The following is a 15,748-nucleotide window of genomic DNA, read 5'->3' on the forward strand; positions in this document are numbered from 1 at the left end:
GCGGCGCCCCGCCTCCGCTCAGCGGCACCGTTGCTGGAGGCCGGGCCGGGATTGGCCCGACTCCCCGGCGAACACCGCCTCGCGGAAAAAGGCGATGATGTTCTTCCGCCTCCCGACCATCTTCTGCTGCTCCGGGATCAGGTCGGACTGGCGGATCTTCATGATCGTCATCTTGTACTCGATATGGCTGGCGAGGCGGTTGTCGAGGTACCAGGCATACATCAGGCCCATGAACAGACCGGGGGGAGTGAAGCCCTCGCGGCCGTTGATGAGGCGGGTGAAATGGCAGGGGTCGGCGGTGGCCTCCATCCGGGCCAGGGCCAGGTAGCGGCGCAGGTCTTCGGGGCTGAACAGGCAGGTGCGCTCACCCTCCGGCCGCAGGCGGAGATGGTAAACCTTGCCCAGCCGCAAGCCGTCGCTGACCACATCCTCGACCCGTTTCTCGGCGGCGTAATCGCCGAGGAGCGATTCGCCGAGGGCGATCAGGAAGGCGACCTCCAAACGCCTGGGATCGGCGAACTGGTCACGGCGGATCATGATCGTCCGGCTGGGCGGGTCGAAAAACGAATAGACATTGTCCCAGCGCTGATCCCGACGCCATTCCTCTTCATGAACACAGCGGACCGCGGCGAAGAAGCGGAGATGCTGCAGGGGGATGTCACAGTGCCGCCAGATGATGTCGCCGATCGCGGCCCTGATCTTCAGCGGGTCGAGCTCGCAATCGCAGATCCCGTAACGCTGAACTTCAATCTTCTCGAGTATGTCGTTGATCATGCGATATTTTACGCATGGGACAAGCGGCTCGCGGCCATAGCTGAAATTCTCGGCCTGGTCTTCTTCCCTCGGCCTGGGGTTGCCGTTTTCCCTCTCCCCGACAAAGGTCCGCGCCAGATGCACGGTCTTGATCGCCTGGGCCAGGATGGCCGGATCGTGCTGGATGACGCCATGCTCGATCAGGGCCTCCTTCGAGAACAGGCCGCACTCCAGCGGCACGAATCCCTGCTCCTTGACGACCCGGCGGTCGAGATAGATCGGGACCTTGCCCTCGACCGCATAGCGCTGCAGCACCGAGGCCGGGACATCGCGCAGCGACAGGCACAGGACCTCGTGGAACAGACCGGCGATGCCGCCGGGGATGTTGCGCTCATAGGCCCGGATCATATCCGAGACGTGGAACTTCCGCTCGGGATCGGCAATGCTGAAATCGGTCTCGCCGGCCTGGACCCAGAGGTTCGACACCAGGACCTTCAACGCCCGGCGGTTGTCGCGGACGCAGTCGGCCAGGCCGGGGACGCTGAAGATCGGGATGATCGAACTGTAGAGGCTGCCGGGGGCCAGGACCACAATATCGGCCTCAGAAATCGCATCAAGTATTTCGTTATAGGTCCTTGGTTCACCGTGAAAATCGACAAACACCCGGTCGACCGGCACGCCCCTTCTGGCGAGGCTCGATTTATTCTCGCCCCGGATCTCAACCCCGTTGGTATAGATCAGCCGGAGCTGGGCCGGCGTCGAGGTGCAGGGCAGAACCGCCTGGTCGGCGGCCCCGAGATGCGATGACAGAGACTGCAGTCCGGCAAGCAGGGCCTGATGCAGCAGGTCCGGGCGGGCGCTCAGCTGAACGTTGTCGAAAGACGGATCGATCTGTCGATAGACCGCCGCGGCGAGCAGCAGGTTGCCGAGACAGTGGGGCCGCTCGAGGACCCGATTGAAACGGCGGTCCACGAACAGATGATTGACCAGTTCCTGGACAAAAAAACCGAGCGGCGGCGGCAGGCGCGACAAGGCGTCTCCGCATCCGCCCAGCAGTTCGACGGCATCGGCGGGACGGGCGGCGAAACGGTAATTGAAGATCGCGGCCAGGGCCATGGCGGTCGCACAGGCGGCTTGCCCGGACAGCGCATACAGCCGTTGCAGCCGTTCGAGCTGGATCGACGAGAGGAGGACATGGCGGAGGTCGCCGAGGGCGACCAGGGGCAGATCCTTCATCAGCTCGCCGGTCGAACCGCCGTCATCGGTAACGCAGACGACCGAGCGGGTCAACGGAAAAATCTCTTTCAGGCCGCTGAACGGTCGCCGCGTCCAGGTATCGCGGCGGCTGTCGCCGCCGATGAGATTCGACAGGCCGGTGCCGCCGCCGAAGACGACGACCTTCGTCTCGTCGACCGAATGCTCGACGAGTGATTTCCGCAGCTGACTGAACAGGGCCGCGGTCTGCTGGTCGCAGCCCGGCGGCTGGCCGTTGAGAACGAGGTCGACCAGCTTTTCACGCAGGTCCTCATGGGGCAGCAGCTCGAGGGGGGAGATCCGCCGCATCGAGAGATCGGTCAGGTTCCGGTCCAGGTCCCCGCCCTCGCCTGCCGCTGTGGTTCTGTGCATTGCCATCGTCGCCCGTCAGTCCGGAAGCCGGGCCTTCAGCCGTTACCGCCGGCCAGGTAGGCCTCGACCCGGCGCAGATCGTCGGGGGTATCGACCTCGATCGAATCATGCTCCGTCAGCACGACCCTGATCCGGTAGCCGTATTCGAGGGCGCGCAGCTGTTCGAGCTTCTCGAAGCGCTCCCACTCGCCTTCCGGCAGGGCGACGAAGGTCAGCAGGAAGCCCTTGCGGTAGGCGTAGAAGCCGAGGTGCTTGTAGTAGGTCGGGGTGATGCCCTCCTCAGGGTTGCGCTGGAAAGGGATCGGCGACCGGGAAAAATAAAGGGCGTTGCGATTGCGGTCGAACACCGTCTTGACGTGATTGGGGTCGTTGATCTCCTCCGGCCGGACGATCTTGTAGATCAGGGTCGACATCGGCAGCGACGGGTCGTCGAGCAGCGGCCGGGCCACCTGTTCCACGACCTCCGCCGCGAACAGCGGCTGATCGCCCTGGATGTTGACGACGACATCGTGCTCGGAGATCCCCAGCAGTTCCGCCGCCTCCGCCAGGCGGTCCGATCCCGAGACATGGTCGTTGCGGGTCAGCACATATTCGCCGCCGAAGGATTGAACGCAGTCGCCGATTCGTTTATCATCAGTGGCGACGATGACCCGGGACAGCAGCGCGACCCGCTGCGCCCGCTCGACGACGTGCTGGATCATCGGTTTGCCGGCGATGGGGGCCAGCGGCTTGCCTCGGAACCGGTTCGATTCATAACGCGCCGGAATAATGGCGATGACTTCGGTTTTCTGATTGTCCATACCCCAGATCCATTGATAGAAATTGACGCAGCCCGGCATCCTCCCGGTCCATACCCCCGATAGCTGCAGGCGCCCATGGCACACGCACCGACCCTTCCGCTCTCATGTACCGCAAGCTCCCCCGCTTTGCACCAAAAAGCCGAGATCCTGGCCAAAAAGCTGGGTCTCCCCTGCACCCCGGGACCGGCGGCAGCGCCGCAGCTGGTCTACACCGAACGGGGACTGGAACTGCGGCTGCGGCTGGGCGGCCCCGATACGGTCGGGGCCAGCGTCCTCCATATCGATTTCAGCGGCGGCCGCTCCGGCTACCGCCACGCCCGCAACTGCACGATCAAGCAGCCGTTGGCCCGGGCGATCGGCATCAGGCCGGGGGTGCGGCCGACCGTGTTCGACGCTACCGCCGGGATGGGCGCCGACGCCTTCGTCCTCGCCTGCCTCGGCTGCCGCGTCACCATGAACGAGCGATCGCCGGTGGTCGGCGCCCTGCTGGCCGACGCCATCGAACGGGCGATGCAGGCCCCGGAGATCGCGGCGATCTTTTGCGACCGGATCGACCTGATCGTCGGCGACGCCCGCTCGACACTGCAGACGCTGAGCGATCCGCCCGAGACGATCTATCTCGACCCGATGTACCCCCACGGCCCCAACTCCGCCCTCAACAGCAAGGAGATGCGGATGATCCGGGCCATCGTCGGCGATGACGTCGACGGCCCGGAACTGCTGGCCCAGGCCCTGCTGACGGCAGCGCAGCGGGTCGTCGTCAAACGCCCCAAGGGGGCGCCGCTGCTTCATCAGCGGCCGCCCAGCCACCAGGTGCTGATGAAGAACAGCCGCTTCGACGTCTACCTCCGCCGTCACTTGTGATATTTTTCCCCGGCCTTGATGGTGTAGGCGCGGTACAGCTGCTCGAGCAGGAGCAGCCGCACCATGTCGTGGGTGAAGGTCATCGGCGACAGCGACAGCCGCAGATCGGCCCGCCCCAGGACTTCGCCCGAGTGGCCGCAGGGGCCGCCGATCAGGTAGCAGACCTGCCTGATCCCCCGCTGTTCCCAGCCGCTGATGAGGGCGGCAAATTGCTCCGAGGTGTACTGGCCGCCGCCGGCATCGAGGGCGACGACGAAGGCGCCGGGAGGGACGGTCTTCAGCAGCAGCCGGCCTTCGCTCTCCATCAGGTCTTCCGCCCGGCCCCGGGTTTTGCCCGGGTCCTTCAACACCCGCACCGACAGGGTGGTGTAGTGACGCAGCCGCCGGCAGTAGTCGTCGATCCCCGCCCCCAGCGCGGCGTCCTTGGTCCTGCCGAGCAGCGGCAACTCATGAATCATGCGGTCTTCTCCGGACGATGTGATCGGCGTCGACGCCGGCCGCCGGCTGTCGCCAGGCCGGCGGATACCGGCATATATCCGCGGCCATAGCGGGAAATATCACTTTGGAATTGCACCCGAGTGGTGTATTACTAGTCGCGAATTTGCGCGCCCGCTCCCGGCCCCCGGCGGCCGACCAATTTTAGCATCAAAGTCCCACATGACAAACAAGGAAATTCTGCTCAGGATCTATGCGGTCATCCGCCCCTACCAGTCACGGCTCTTCATCGCCATGGCCGGGATGATCTTCGTCGCCGCCCTGACCGGGGCCCAGGCCTACCTGGTGAAGGATCTGCTCGACAAGATCTTCATGGAAAAGAACGTCTTCTTCCTCAACGTCCTGCCGCTGGTCATCGTCCTGATCTTCTTCCTCAAAAGCGTCTGCTACTATCTCTACTACTTTCTCCTCGAGAAGGTCGGCCAGTCGGTGATCCGCGACCTGCGGGTCCAGGTCTTCGAGCACATCCACAGCCAGCCGCTGTCGTTCTTCCACCACATGCCGACCGGGACCCTGATCTCGCGCATCATCTCCGACATCACCCTGATGCAGCAGGCGGTCTCCAACGCCCTGGTCGGCACCCTGCGCGACTTCTTCCAGGTCATCATCCTCCTCGGGGTCGTCTTCTACATGAACTGGAAGCTGGCGATGTTCTCCTTCATCATCCTGCCGATCGCCGCCTACCCGATCGTCAAGTTCGGCCGGATCTTCCGCAGGCTGAGCACCAGGACCCAGGAGGAGACCGCCCACGTCACCAACATCCTCTACGAGACCATCACCGGCAACCGCATCGTCAAGGCCTTCGGCCGCGAACAGTACGAGGGCCGGCGTTTCCGCGACCAGATCGGCACCCTCTTCGCGGTCATCATCCAGGACGCCCGCTTCCGCAGCATGCAGCACCCGCTGATGGAGTTCATCGGCGGCGTCGCCATCGCCATGATCATCTGGTTCGGCGGCAACGAGGTCATCCACGGCGACGCCACCCCCGGCACCTTCTTCGCCTTTCTCACCGCCCTGATCTCCGCCTACGAGCCGGTCAAGGGGGTGAGCCGGATCAACTCCACGATCCAGCAGGGGATGGCGGCCGCCACCCGGGTCTTCACCCTGCTCGACATAGTCCCGGAAATCGCCGACCGGGCCGGGGCGACGGTCCTGCCGCCGTTCCGCAAGACCATCGAGTTCCGGGACGTCACTTTCAGCTACGACGACGAGCAGCCGGTCCTCACCGATATCAACCTGGCCGTTCCGGCCGGCCAGGCCCTGGCCATCGTCGGCCCGAGCGGCGGCGGCAAGACGACCCTGACCAACCTGATCCCCCGCTTCCTCGACCTGAAACACGGGGCGATCCTGATCGACGGCGTCGACATCCGCGATGTCACCCTGCAGTCGCTGCGGGGCCAGATCGCGATGGTGACCCAGCAGACGATCCTCTTCAACGACACCGTCCGCAACAATATCGCCTACGGCGATCTTCACTGCAGCGAGGAGGAGCTGATCCAGGCGGCGACGGCGGCCCATGCCCTCGATTTCATCACCAGCCTGCCGCAGGGCTTCGACACGATCATCGGCGAAGGCGGGGCCCGCCTCTCCGGCGGCGAGCGCCAGCGGGTGTCGATTGCCCGGGCCATCCTCAAAAACGCCCCGATCCTGATCCTCGACGAGGCAACCTCGGCCCTCGACACCGAATCGGAGCGGGAGGTGCAGAAGGCCCTCGAGAACCTGATGAAGGACAGAACCACCTTCGTCATCGCCCATCGCCTGTCGACGATCATCAACGCCGACCGGATCATCGTCATCAAGGACGGGGCGATCGTCGAGGAGGGCACCCATGACGAGTTGCTGGCCCTCGGCCGCGAATACGAGCAGCTCTACAACATGCAGTACCGCTAGCACAGCGAAGGAACGCCTGGAGATGACCACCAATCGGAGACAGGCCGCATGCCTCAGGTGGGGCGGATTCGCCGTCATCGCCACCTGCTTCTGCATCCCGCTCTCGACCTCACTGATGGAACTCGGTTCGGCCCTGGTCATCCTGTTCTGGCTCGGCTCGGGCCGGGCGACGATCCTTGGCCGGCTGCTGCGCCGGCAACCGGCGGCGGCGCTCGCCGCCCTGCTCTTCCTCTATTTCCTCGTCGCCGTCAGCTACTCCCCGGCCGATTGGGGCGCGGCCGTCGCGATCCTGATGAAATACCGCGAACTGCTGCTGCTGCCGCTGGTGCTGTCGCTCGCCCTCGGCGATCAGGCGCTGATCCGGCGGGCGGAGAACGGCTTCGTCGCCGGGGCAATGGTCCTGATGCTGATCTCCTACGCGATGGGCCTTGGCCTCATCCCGTCTGCCAAGTACGGCAACTCACTGCTGTTTCACATCACACACAGCTTCTTCATGGCCCTGCTGGCCTACTGGACCCTGCAACGGGCGATCGACCGGCCCCGGCACCGCCTCCCCTGGGCGTCCGCCTTTCTTCTCGCCACCGCCAACCTCATCTTCATCACCCCGGGGCGGACCGGGATGTTCACCTTTGCGGTGCTGCTGGGATTCGCGGCGCTGCAACGCCTCAACCTGAAAAAGCGGCTCGCCGGCTGCCTGGTCCTGATCCTGCTGATCCCGGCCGGATTCATGCTCTCGACCAACGTCTCGTCGCGGGTGCAGCAGGCGCTGCAGGACATCATCCATTACGAGCCGGGGACCTCCCGATCGTCGCTGGGAATGCGGCTGGACTGGTGGGGCAACAGCATCGAGCTGATCAAGGAACGGCCGCTGTTCGGCCACGGCACCGGCGCCTTCGCCGTCCGGCAGCAGGAGCTGATCGCCGGCGGCGCCACGATGCCGAGCGACAACCCCCACAACGAGTACCTGTTCATCGGCGTCCAGCTCGGGCTGACCGGGCTGGCCCTGTTCCTCGCCCTGCTCGCCAGTCAGTGGGTCGCCGCTGCCGGCCTGGAGCGCCACCGCCGCTTCCTCCTGCAGGGCATCGTCCTGACGATGGCGACCGGCTGCCTGATGAACTCCTTTCTCTTCGATTCCCACCAGGGCCATTTCTACGCCTTCCTTTCGGCCCTGCTGCTGGCCGCCCCGCCAGAGCGCCCGACGACGTCAGTACCGGCTGACTGACAGGATATGGCGGTAGTAGCCGCAGTAGAGTTCAACGATCCGCGCCAGGGAGAAATCGTCGCGCCGCTCGGCGGCCACCGCCGCGAAGATCTGCCGGTAGCGCTCGTAATCGCCATGGACCGCGGCGATTTTGGCCGCCAGCCGGTCGTGATCGACCTGCAACAGCGCCGGCAGGACCTCCGGCACCGCCCCGACCGGGGTGGCGATCAACAGGTCGGCATGGAACAGCGCTTCGATCATTACCTTCGGCCCGCCCTCCTGGTGCGAGGAGACCACCACGAGGTGGGCCCGCTGCATCCAACAGGGAATGTCGTCATGGAAACCCTCGAGGCTGACCTTGCCGGCCAGGCCCCGGGCCTCGATCCGCTGCTCCAGCCGCCGGCGCTCCGGGCCCTCGCCGACGATCCGCAGCCGGAAATCGAAGGGGAGGCAGGCCACCTGATCGATCAGGACGTCGAAGCCCTTGATCCGGTCGAGGCGGCCGACCGCGAGGATGGTGAAGACCGGCTCCTTCGCCACCGGGCCGCAGGGCGCGACGGTGACCCCGTTGGGGATGACCCGGACCTCCGCCCCCCGCCTCGGCAGGACCGAGGCCGCGGCCTTCGCCGATACCGCGCTGACCCAACGCAGACCGTTGAAGATCCGGCCCTTGCGGTCATTGTGCTTGGTGCCGAGGTGGCAATAGCGCAGCAGGCGGTTGACCCGGGCGACCAGGGTCGTCGCCTTGGCCGCATGGGTGTGGACAATGTCGGGGGCGATGGCCTTCAGCCGCGAATACAGCTCGATGTGGAGAAAGGGGTTGTTGCTCGTCGGGTGCGAACGCAGCACGACCTGGCGCACGAGAGGGGAAAACCGGTCCTGGATGACGGCATCACGCAGCAGCAGGACGACCACCTCGTGCCGCTGGGCCAGGGCGTTGGAAAGCTCGATCAGCACCTGCTCGGCCCCGCCGTAGCCTCCCGAGGCCATGAACTGGACGATCCGCAGCCTCTGCCGGTCGCCGGTCCCGCCCGATCCAGCCCTCATTCCGGGGTCCTGCCGCCGCCTCATCCCTGCCAGGCCGGCAGCGCCACGACCACCGTCGTTCCCTGGCCGGGGGTGCTGCTGATCTCGATCCGGCCGCCGTGCTCCTCGATGATCTTGACCGACATCGCCAGGCCGAGACCGGTGCCGCCGCTCTTCGTCGTCACATAGGGATCGAAGATCTTCGGCAGCAGGTCGGCCTCGATGCCGCAACCGCTGTCCTGTATCCGGCACAGCAGCTGGGCCGGTTCCCGAACGGTGGCGACCTGCAGGCTGCCGCCGCTCTTCATCGCCTGGATGGCGTTGAGCAGCAGATTGAGAAAGACCTGGCTGAGCTTGTCCTGATCGGCATGGACCAGATCCGGCGGCTGACAGTACTTCGTCTCGATCTGTATCCCGGCCGCATCGGCGTCGACCCGAAGCAGCGTCAGCGCCTTGTCCACAATCTCGTTGAGCGAGACCCTGGCCTTCTCCAGGCGATCGGGCCGGGCGTAATCGAGCAGCTCGCTGATGCTGCGATTGAGCCTCTCGACCTCACGCACGAGGATATCGGCGGCCTCGCCGTCGGCGGAGTTGGCGGTGAATTTCGATTTCAGCAGCAGCGCCAGGCCCTTGATCGAGCTCAGCGGATTCCGCAGTTCATGGGCGACGCCGGCAGCCATCTCGCCGAGCGCCGCCAGCCGCTCGTTGCGCTTCAGTTCCTCCTCGAGCTGCTTGACCTCGCTGACATCCTGCATCAGCAGCATCGTCCCGACGTGGCGCTGCTCGCCGTCGATGACCGCCAGGGCGGCGAGGAGCAGCGCCCGGGACCGCCCCTCCCCTCTCTCCAGCAGCAGGTCGCGGCGCTGCGGCCGGTCCGGTCCAGCCTCCGATTGACTTATCAGGAGCGCCAGCGGCGGCGGCAGGACATCGCCGGGCCGTTTGCCGACCAGCTGTTTCTCGGTCTTTTCGATGAGCTCCTCCGCCGTCCGGTTGCAGAGCTGGATCTTGCCCTCGGTATCGGTGGCGACAAGACCGATCGGCAGCGACGAGACCAGGAGATCGTTGAAGGCGCGCATCCGCCGGAGACTGAGCTGGCTTCCCTTGTACCCCTGCAGGGTGAACAGCGACAACCCGCCGCCGGCGCCGACCAGCAGCAGGACGACGGAGAGGATGACGATCTGCAGCAGCTGCCGCTTGACGGCGGCGTTGTACTGGTCGATCTCCAGTTCGACCAGCAGGACGTAGCCCGCCGCCTGCACCTGCTCCGCCATCTGCTGCCACTGCCTGAACCCCTGCTGCATCTGCAGCATGTGCTCCCGCATCCCGCCGTTGCCGCGCCCCATCCGCATCATCGGCGGATGGCCGTCGCCGGCCGGCCCGCGCGGCCCGAGCGGGGCATAGTAGGCGGCAATCTGAAACACCTCGCTGTCCCCTCTGGCCTCGCGACCGATCCGGTAGATGGCGTTGCCGGCCTCCTGCTGCGGCAGCGTCTTGAAGAACGCCTCGGTCTCCTGCTCGATCCTGCCGCCGATCTTTTCCCGGTTCGAACTGACCAGGACCTCGCCGTCCCTGCCGACCAGCATCGCCAGATGGATGTCCGGCTGTTCGGTGGCATGGTCGAGAGTCTGCTGCACCTGCTCCAGCCACTGCAGCTCCCAGCCGGCCGGGCTTTCGACAGCGGTGCGGAAACGGGTGCGCGGACCGGCGTTGATGAAACGGATGATGGTGATACCCTTCTGCATCAGGACCTCCATCATCAGCTGTTTTTCGCGATGGTAATTGTTGACGGCAAAGACGGCGATGATGACGGCGAGGAGGGAGCAGGCCGCAGCCAGAATCCACGGCGACACGTTGACCAGTCGGAACTTCATCGCAATCGGCCTACTCCTGGTAATTGAGGATCTTGTGGAGGATGACCTTGGTGATCATGTAGGTCGGGACGATCCCCTCCTCCCCCATCGGTCCGGAGGCCAGCGTCTGGCCGCTCTGCAGCGGATTGTCGGAGGCGTAGTAGGCATACCGGGTCTTCATGTCCATCGGGATATGGCCCTGGATGATCGCGGCACTGATCGCCCGCTGGTAGTGGCCGCCCTCCATCTCCAACCCGACCGCCTTCCAGCTCGACGAATGGAAGCGTTCGAGGACGTCGCGGTTCTGCAGCGAGGTGCCGAGGACGGTCACCATCGGCCCGCAGTAGACATTGACGCCGGGATCGAAATCACCGACAGACAGATCGTTGTTGACGATGTAGTTGTGCGGCGTGCCCTCCATCACATGGGCCGTCGCCAGCATGATGTCGCCCTTCTTGCCTGGGAGTATCCCGGCCTTGCCCATGACCGAGATCGATTCGATGCTGAAGGAAATGACCTTGTCCTGGATCTGGCACGGGCACAGCAGTTCGTCCATCAGCTCGAAGGCCTGGGTGCCGAAGGCGTAGTCCATCACCACCAGCACCGGCTGCTGCGCCTTGATCAGCTCGAGGTTGAAGTGCAGGGAGGGGTGGAGGGTGGCGGTATCGATTCTGATCGTGTCGATGATGTTGACGTCGATATTCGAGCCCGAGGAATCCTTGTGGAAGGTATAGCCGAATTTCTCGGCGTATTCGCTGATCTTGCGGCCCTGGCTGCGCAGCTGCCCGACCATCGCGTACAGGTCGTCGGGAACGGGTTCGCCGTTTGCCAGCAGCATGCCTGAGCCGTAGATGATGTTGCGGACGGAATGCATGTTGGCGCTGATAACGTGCAACGGCCGGTCCTGGAAGCCCAGATCGTACAGCTTCTCCTTGATCGAACTGGCCCACAGCGAGGCGTACTTGTGATGGCCGATCATCTCCTGCAGGGACGGGGTGAAGTAGATCGTCAGTTCTTCCCTGGCCAGGGTCTGCTCCTCGATCATCCGCTTGCCGAGGGCGTGGACGATGTTGAACAGGCCGCTGTTGGAATTGTGCAAGCGCCGGTTTCCATCAAGATAGTCGTAGGTGTTGCGGGTCTCCTTGTACGTCCGACCGAGGATGATGGACAGGTTCCACAGGGCCTGGTCGAGTTCGTCATCCTTGATCTCCGCTTCGCGGTCGATGGTCCGTTCGAGCTCGATCCACTCGGTACTGGTGCCGTCGACCCGGTTGCTGATCTGCTGAAAAATCTTCTGCGACTCGATCGTGAGAAAGGTGATATGGGTCAGGATATCATAGATCTCGCTCTGCCCATGGGTGATGACGAAGCACATCTCCTTTTCCGAAACGGCATACGAAACCCGGCGCCGTTTCAGGGGAATGATCTCCTCGAACGAGGTGTCCTGGAAATCCTCCTGGGCGGTGAGGATGATCCGGTTGCATTTCTCTATCCCCCGGGGCATCCGGTCGATGACATACTCCAGCCCTTTGAGCTCGACGATCCGCGGGTCGGCCATCGAGCCGTAGATCTCGGGGCTGAACATCTTCAGGGACTCGGCCAGTTTCTCGCCGGTTTTGCCCGACGGCTTGTAGGCGCCCTGCAGGGTGAGGGCGTCGGCTAGAATTTTAAAGGTGCGAATGGCGTTTCTCGCCTTCTGCGATTTCGATAATTCCTGCATGGTCGTTTCTGCTGACTGGTCATGAAGAATGAAGGGCAGTTGCCGCCATGGTCCGGCACCATAACCACGTGTTCAGAGGATATGGCGGGCTACGGGGCAATAGCGGTGATGTTTGCGGCTGTATTGTACCAGTTCACTGGAATTTTACTCAAAATATTTTTTCGAGGGGAACACCGGATCGCGGCGGCAGGGAGAGCATTGGCGAACAAGGCTGGCGAGCGTGCCGCGAGGACGGCGACCGGGCAGAGAAGGTCATGCGTCCCCGGACCGCACCCGCACGTCGTGGATGGCGATGATGGATGAAAGGGGAATAGCAGGGGCCTGATGGGCGCAGTCCCGCAACTGCGGTTACCCGCCGACAGCGCGACCGATCCGGCGAATCCTGGAGCCCGGGGCTATTTCAGGGTTTCAACGGAACAGCCCAACCCCTTGCGGGACAGGATTTCGACGATTTCCGCCGATGTCAGGCGGGAATCCCTGTTTTTCGCCACATAGACCAGACAGTCCCTGCAGATATTGAAAGCGCAGGGGTCATGGGAACCGATGATGTCCCAGCACTCCGCCGCCGGGGTTTCCTTTGCAGGGCACCGGACATCCGGGTCGCACTGCATGATCTGCCAGCATCGCCACTCTGCAATAAGCGTCATTGTCGCCCTTTACAGTTATCCCCTGTGAACGGGGAACCATTGAAAAACTTTGTTGCGGGACTGTCATCGGATCCTCAACCTTTTTGCCGTACATCAAGAAAAGCCGCCATTGCCCGTAGCAGCTCTTCCCGCCCCTGACCGGTCTTGGATGAAAACAGTACCCTGCTCCCAGCCTGAATATCATGTCCGCCGTCGAGCAACCGGGCGTTGAGAACGCGTTCGTTGCCGGACAGCTTGTCCGTTTTGGTATATACCGGCAGATACGGTATCCCCTTGAGCTTCAGCCAGGAGAGCAGCTGGGTGTCCTGGGTCTTGGGGGCGTGCCGGATATCAATGATCACCACGACACATCGCAACGTTTCCCGGGTCTCGAGGTAGGAGGTCACGAGCTCCTGCCATCCTTCCTGCAGCGTTTTGGAGACCCGGGCAAAGCCATAACCGGGTAGATCGACGAAGTAGAGGCCGTCGCCGACCTGAAAATAATTCAAGCCCTGCGTCTTGCCGGGGCGGCCACTGACCTTGACCAGCGCCTTTCTTCCAATCAGGCAGTTGATAAGGCTTGACTTTCCCACATTCGAACGCCCGGCGAAGGCGATCTCCGGCAGACCCGTATCGGGAAGCTGCTTCAGAGAGTGAGCGCTTAGAATAAACTGTACCTCGGAAAAATTCATCGCCTTTTTCAGCCGGAGCAGAAGGGAGCGGCCGTCAGGGGCATCAGCAGCCGCAGAAAGTGAGGAAATTCAGACCGGAACATGGCCCGGTCCGGTTCAGATGACCTTGTTGAGCGAGTACTCGATGATCCCTTCCGCCCCGCTCTTGCGCAGTTTCGGGATCAGGTCGCGGACGACGTCCTCGGAGATGACGGTCTCCACCGAATACCACTCCTGATTGTACAGCCCGGCGATCGTCGGGGCATTGAGGCTCGGCAGCAGATTGACGACGTCGTCGAGATCGGCCTTGGCGACATTCATCTTCAGTCCGACGATGCGATCGGCCCGCAGGGCGCCCTGGAGCATCATGGCGATGTTTTCGATCTTCTCCCGCTTCCACGGATCATTCCACGACTCCCGATTGGCGATGAACTGGGTGTTCGAGGTCATCAGCTCATGGATGATGCGCAGCCCGTGGGCCCGGATCGTGCTCTCGGTCTCGGTGACCTCGACGATCGCATCGACGAGGCCGGAGACGACCTTGGCCTCCGTCGCCCCCCAGGAAAACTCGATCTCGACGTTGATCTTCTGCTCTTCGAAAAAGCGGCGGGTCACATTCACCAGTTCCGTCGAGATCTTCTTGCCCTCGAGATCCTTGATCGTCCTGATTTCGGAGTTGCCGGCGACGGCGATGATCCAGCGGGTCGGCCGACGGCTGACCTTGGAATAGACCAGGTCGCAGACGAGGACGGTGTCGGACATGTTTTCCATCGTCCAGTCCTTGCCGGTAATCCCGGCGTCGAGCATGCCGCTCTCGACGTAGCGCGACATCTCCTGCGGCCGGCAGATGGAACAGGCCAGTTCGGGGTCGTCGATCTCGGGGAAATAGTTGCGGGCGGCCGGCTTGATCAACCATCCCGCCTTCTCGAACAGGCTGATGGTCGCATTTTCGAGGCTGCCCTTCGGCAGTCCGAGCTTCAGTTGATTCATCGTGTAATCTCCATCAAATTTCTCCGCCGCGGGATGCCGGCAGTATTTTTCCTTTACTTCGCTTTGCCGTAGACCAGGGCCGGATCGAAGATCTTTTCCCCCTCGACCTGCAGGGTGTCGCCGACCAGCCGCCGGTAGAAGCAGCTCTTGTGGCCGGTGTGGCATGCCGCCCCCCCAAGCTGCTCGACCTGGAAGATGACGGTATCGTCGTCGCAATCGACCAGGATTTGGCGGATGAGCTGGACGTGGCCGGACGATTCCCCCTTGAGCCACAGCGCTTTCCTCGACCGACTCCAGTAATGGGCCTTCCCGGTCTGCAGTGTCTTTTCCCACGACAACCTGTTGATATAGGCCAGCATCAGAACCTGGCCGGTTGCATACTCCTGGACGATCGCCGGAATGAGACCATCCGCTGATTTTTCAAAGTTGAGCTGTACCATGTCCTCCGGCCTGCAGAATTGGTCAAACGGTAGCGACAGAGGGAACCGGCAGGTCCGGAGGAACTGTCACCGGCCTGCATTCCGCCCCTTTGCCTGTTCATCAATCAAAAAAGTCCATATACTATGCCCGCAATCCCGGTTTGTCAAGAAATGGTGCCTTCCACCCGCGGGATTGCCCCATAAGCCTTGCCAATTCGCGCTGAATCAAGGTACAATTGCCGTCTTTTGCAGACAATCGAAAGGCATCCTCCTGCCGGCGGCAGCGCCCAGGATAAAATTTCTCCGACCTTCACCCAACAAGGAGCCACACACCGCATGATCCAGCCGAATGATACAGTCACTCTCTCCTTTACCGGCAAACTCGACAACGGCGAGGCCTTTATAATTGTCAGCCCGGACGAACCGCTCACGGTGACGCTCGGCAACCTCGAGTTGCCGCCGAGCGTTGAACAGGCCCTTCTCGGCATGGACGTCGGTGAAACCAAAAAGATCAGGATCGCACCCGATGAAGGCTTCGGCCCGCGGCAGAAGGAGCTGGTCCAGATCATCACCAACCAGGAGATGATCGACAAGCTCAAGCCGCAGCCAGGGATGATTCTCTCCCTGAAAACGGAGAAGGACGGCCAGGAAATCATGGTGCCGGCGACCGTCGTCAGGGCGACCGACTCCGAGTTGGAGGTGGACTACAATCATCCTCTGGCCGGCCACCATCTCACCTACACCGTCACCATCATCGGCATACAGCGATAATCACGACCGCAGACCGATATCGGCGAGGGTCAACCGGGTGCGGTCG

General features: G+C 63.1%; 14 protein-coding genes. 4 read left to right on the forward strand and 10 right to left on the reverse strand.

Annotated features, from left to right (window positions below; translation table 11 throughout):
• Positions 1–18: 18 nt before the first annotated feature.
• Complete coding sequence (locus HNQ81_RS01565; protein WP_205240143.1) at positions 19–2,379, reverse strand: gluconeogenesis factor YvcK family protein; 2,361 nt, start codon at positions 2,377–2,379, stop codon at positions 19–21.
• A gap of 35 nt (positions 2,380–2,414) precedes the next feature.
• Positions 2,415–3,179: a 3-deoxy-manno-octulosonate cytidylyltransferase gene (gene kdsB, locus HNQ81_RS01570; RefSeq protein WP_183347579.1), complete on the reverse strand. Its 765-nt coding sequence runs from the start codon at positions 3,177–3,179 to the stop codon at positions 2,415–2,417.
• A 126-nt stretch (positions 3,180–3,305) separates the two neighbouring features.
• On the opposite strand from kdsB, the gene HNQ81_RS01575 reads away from it, so the two are divergent.
• Positions 3,306–4,043, forward strand: coding sequence for a class I SAM-dependent methyltransferase (locus HNQ81_RS01575; protein ID WP_205240142.1), 738 nt, complete (start codon positions 3,306–3,308; stop codon positions 4,041–4,043).
• On the opposite strand, the gene HNQ81_RS01580 is transcribed toward HNQ81_RS01575, so the two are convergent.
• On the reverse strand, positions 4,034–4,501 hold the full coding sequence (locus tag HNQ81_RS01580; protein WP_183347584.1) for a 23S rRNA (pseudouridine(1915)-N(3))-methyltransferase RlmH: 468 nt from the start codon (positions 4,499–4,501) through the stop codon (positions 4,034–4,036). The two genes, HNQ81_RS01575 and HNQ81_RS01580, sit on opposite strands and share 10 nt — an antisense overlap.
• 199 nt (positions 4,502–4,700) lie before the next feature.
• Between HNQ81_RS01580 and msbA the strand changes: the two genes are divergently transcribed.
• Together msbA and HNQ81_RS01590 are read left to right on the forward strand one after the other, a co-directional pair.
• Positions 4,701–6,428 carry a lipid A export permease/ATP-binding protein MsbA gene (gene msbA / locus HNQ81_RS01585; RefSeq protein ID WP_183347586.1) on the forward strand — a complete coding sequence of 576 codons (1,728 nt, stop codon included), beginning with the start codon at positions 4,701–4,703 and terminating at the stop codon, positions 6,426–6,428.
• A gap of 22 nt (positions 6,429–6,450) precedes the next feature.
• Complete coding sequence (locus HNQ81_RS01590; protein ID WP_183347588.1) at positions 6,451–7,650, forward strand: O-antigen ligase family protein; 1,200 nt, start codon at positions 6,451–6,453, stop codon at positions 7,648–7,650.
• Here the strand turns inward: HNQ81_RS01590 and HNQ81_RS01595 are convergent.
• The 7 genes from HNQ81_RS01595 to hisI all read right to left on the reverse strand — a co-directional run bounded on the left by HNQ81_RS01595 (position 7,633) and on the right by hisI (position 14,952).
• Positions 7,633–8,676 carry a glycosyltransferase gene (locus tag HNQ81_RS01595; protein ID WP_183347590.1) on the reverse strand — a complete coding sequence of 348 codons (1,044 nt, stop codon included), beginning with the start codon at positions 8,674–8,676 and terminating at the stop codon, positions 7,633–7,635. The genes HNQ81_RS01590 and HNQ81_RS01595 overlap by 18 nt on opposite strands.
• A 20-nt stretch (positions 8,677–8,696) precedes the next feature.
• A complete protein-coding gene (locus tag HNQ81_RS01600) occupies positions 8,697–10,526 on the reverse strand; it encodes a two-component system sensor histidine kinase NtrB (RefSeq protein ID WP_183347599.1) in 1,830 nt (609 codons plus the stop codon).
• A 10-nt stretch (positions 10,527–10,536) separates the two neighbouring features.
• Positions 10,537–12,225: a DUF6909 family protein gene (locus tag HNQ81_RS01605; protein ID WP_183347601.1), complete on the reverse strand. Its 1,689-nt coding sequence runs from the start codon at positions 12,223–12,225 to the stop codon at positions 10,537–10,539.
• Between the two features lie 395 nt (positions 12,226–12,620).
• The gene (locus HNQ81_RS01610) at positions 12,621–12,872 is read right to left on the reverse strand and encodes a hypothetical protein (protein WP_183347602.1); all 252 of its coding nucleotides are present in this window, start codon (positions 12,870–12,872) and stop codon (positions 12,621–12,623) included.
• Positions 12,873–12,946: 74 nt separating this feature from the next.
• On the reverse strand, positions 12,947–13,543 hold the full coding sequence (gene yihA / locus HNQ81_RS01615) for a ribosome biogenesis GTP-binding protein YihA/YsxC (RefSeq protein ID WP_183347604.1): 597 nt from the start codon (positions 13,541–13,543) through the stop codon (positions 12,947–12,949).
• Between the two features lie 96 nt (positions 13,544–13,639).
• A complete protein-coding gene (hisG, locus tag HNQ81_RS01620) occupies positions 13,640–14,512 on the reverse strand; it encodes an ATP phosphoribosyltransferase (protein ID WP_183347606.1) in 873 nt (290 codons plus the stop codon).
• A gap of 53 nt (positions 14,513–14,565) precedes the next feature.
• Positions 14,566–14,952: a phosphoribosyl-AMP cyclohydrolase gene (gene hisI / locus HNQ81_RS01625; RefSeq protein WP_183347609.1), complete on the reverse strand. Its 387-nt coding sequence runs from the start codon at positions 14,950–14,952 to the stop codon at positions 14,566–14,568.
• A gap of 315 nt (positions 14,953–15,267) precedes the next feature.
• Between hisI and HNQ81_RS01630 the strand changes: the two genes are divergently transcribed.
• The gene (locus HNQ81_RS01630; RefSeq protein WP_183347611.1) at positions 15,268–15,702 is read left to right on the forward strand and encodes an FKBP-type peptidyl-prolyl cis-trans isomerase; all 435 of its coding nucleotides are present in this window, start codon (positions 15,268–15,270) and stop codon (positions 15,700–15,702) included.
• The last annotated feature ends 46 nt before the right edge of the window (positions 15,703–15,748 follow it).

This window comes from Desulfoprunum benzoelyticum (genome assembly GCF_014201505.1).
Classification (GTDB): Bacteria; Desulfobacterota; Desulfobulbia; order Desulfobulbales; family Desulfocapsaceae; genus Desulfoprunum; species Desulfoprunum benzoelyticum.